Source organism: Corynebacterium sp. KPL4035, from assembly GCF_037908325.1.
GTDB classification, from domain to species: Bacteria; Actinomycetota; Actinomycetes; order Mycobacteriales; family Mycobacteriaceae; genus Corynebacterium; species Corynebacterium kefirresidentii.
The window spans coordinates 1-1,988 of the sequence record NZ_JBBMGF010000026.1 but is presented as its reverse complement, the minus strand read 5'-3'; the positions used below and the strand labels follow the sequence as shown (position 1 = coordinate 1,988).

2 protein-coding genes are annotated in these 1,988 nt (G+C 65.2%); one reads left to right on the top strand and one right to left on the bottom strand.

Features of this window, described 5'->3' with window-relative positions; genetic code table 11:
* The first annotated feature begins 89 nt into the window (after positions 1 to 89).
* A complete protein-coding gene (locus WMP96_RS11660) occupies positions 90 to 1,289 on the top strand; it encodes an FUSC family protein (protein WP_239209020.1) in 1,200 nt (399 codons plus the stop codon).
* A gap of 15 nt (positions 1,290 to 1,304) precedes the next feature.
* Here WMP96_RS11660 and WMP96_RS11655 read toward each other — a convergent pair.
* Positions 1,305 to 1,988, bottom strand: a 684-nt coding sequence (locus WMP96_RS11655; RefSeq protein ID WP_301716815.1) for a hypothetical protein, incomplete at its 5' end; no start/stop codon positions are given.

Below are 1,988 nucleotides of genomic sequence, written 5' to 3'. Positions count from 1 at the left end.
GGGGAGAAGGGGCGTCGGCAAGAGCTGTCCACAAGTTAGCCGGCGGCCGAGATGCGCGGGGACAGCGGCGATGGTAGGGGCGGTCTTCTATGCTGGAAGGCATGTCGGAAGCGAAGGAAAGAGTCTCAACGCGGCAAAAGCTGCGGGTGATTGACCGCTCGGTGCTCTCGCGGGTAAACCGCATCCGTTCGCGGTTTGTTTATATTGTGCAGGCGACCATTGGTGCGGCGCTCGCGTACTGGGTGGCCGGCGATGTGGTGGGGCACCCGCAGCCGTTCTTTGCGCCGATTTCCGCGGTCATCATTTTAGGGATGTCCGGTGGGGACAGGATGAAGAAGGCGCTGGAGATGTCGATTGGCGGCATCATCGGCGTGGCCGTAGGCGACTTGCTCTTTCAGATTGTGGGGCAGGGGCCGTTCCAGATTTTCTTCATCGTGGGCGCGGGCCTGGTGGTGGGCTCGTTTTTGACCAAGTCGCCGCTGATTACTAACCAGATTGTCTTTGGCGCGATTTTGATTGCGACGATTTTTCCACCCACGGAGGGCCCGGGTGGCCTGCACCGCGCGATCGACGCGATGATTGGCTCAGGCATTGGCCTGATAACCATCGCGTTGATTCCCAATTCCCCGTTGGTGGAGGCGCGGCGCGAGGTATCGAAGGTGCTCAAGATTGCCTCGAGCATTCTTGCCGACGTCACGTACGGCATCCGCCAGCAAGACCCCGCCGTTATCCGAGATGCGCGCGAGGCGGTGCGCGGTACGCAAGACAGCGTGAATACCCTGCTGAGTGCGGCGCAATCGGGCAGGGAGGCCTCGGAGGTCTCGCCACTGTTGTGGGCATCGCGGCGCAGCATTCGCTCGCTGGAGCGCATCCTCATGCCGGTAGATAACGCGGTGCGCGGCGTGCGCGTGCTCTCCCGCCAGGCATTGGGCCTGACGGAGGACCGCGACAAGGTTTCAGACGCGCAGGTGGAATTGCTCGATGAGCTTTCTGAAATCATGCTCGCCATCAGCGAGCTCTACGGCCAGGGCAAACAGCATGGGCACGACGAAGCGATTGAGATTCCGGACCTCGTGCAGCGTCTGCGCATCGTGGGCGGGCGCGCCGGGATAGACATCATTGACAAGGACGGCACGTTATCGGCCTATATGATTTTGGGTCAGACGCGTTCCATTGTGGTCGATATGCTCATGGTGTGCGGGCTCTCGCGTGAGTCGGCCGTGGCGCACCTCGTGCCGACGTCGCAGCATCCGGCCTATCCACCGGAGGTGTGGGGGCGCGAGGACTGAAGTCGTCGCGCGGGGCTAAGGGCGGACGATCTGAAGATCGCGTAGGTGGCGGTAGAAGGTCACGCGGGTCACCGGCCGCTTGTGGGGGACCGAATCGACGATGACGCGCAGCTGTGGGCCGCCGGCCTGGACGGCGCGGCCGGTGCGTACGGATTCAGGGGCGAGCTGGCCGGGCTTGCGCAGCAACGAGCGGAGGCGGCCCTGAGGCTCGACGGGGGAAGTGGCGCGGGCGGCGAGGATGCCGGGGGCGTCGGTCATGGGGACTAGGCGTGCGCCGAAGGTCTTGGGGGAGGAGGCGGCGAGCGTGTGGTCATCGATGATGATTTCACCGGTGAAAGCGCCGTTTGCGGCATCCGAGATGGTGGCAGAGCCAGCGACTGCGAGGCCGGAATCGTTGCGGATGAGAGGGGCTGGGCGAACCGGCGCGGTGCGGGCGAAGTCGAGGGCTTCGGCCGGGTCGGTGGGAAGCCCCCAGTTCTGTGCGGCGGCGGAAGGAGTAGCCGAGGACACGGGGATGAAGGCGACTTCGGCCCAGAGGCGATCGGAGCGCATGAGGCGGGTGAGCACGGCCGAGAGGGCGGCATCGGAGCCAGCGACGACGATGCGGGCGGGCTCTGTGAGGTGGGGCGCCTGCGGGGCCGGCTCTGGCGCGCCGAGGTGGCGGACGTCGGGCTGAGCGGCGATGTCATCGAGGGAGGG

Excerpts from the sequence above, each read along its gene's own strand:
- WMP96_RS11660 (WP_239209020.1), top strand. The coding sequence starts at position 90 with ATGCTGGAAGGCATGTCGGAAGCGAAGGAAAGAGTCTCAACGCGGCAA.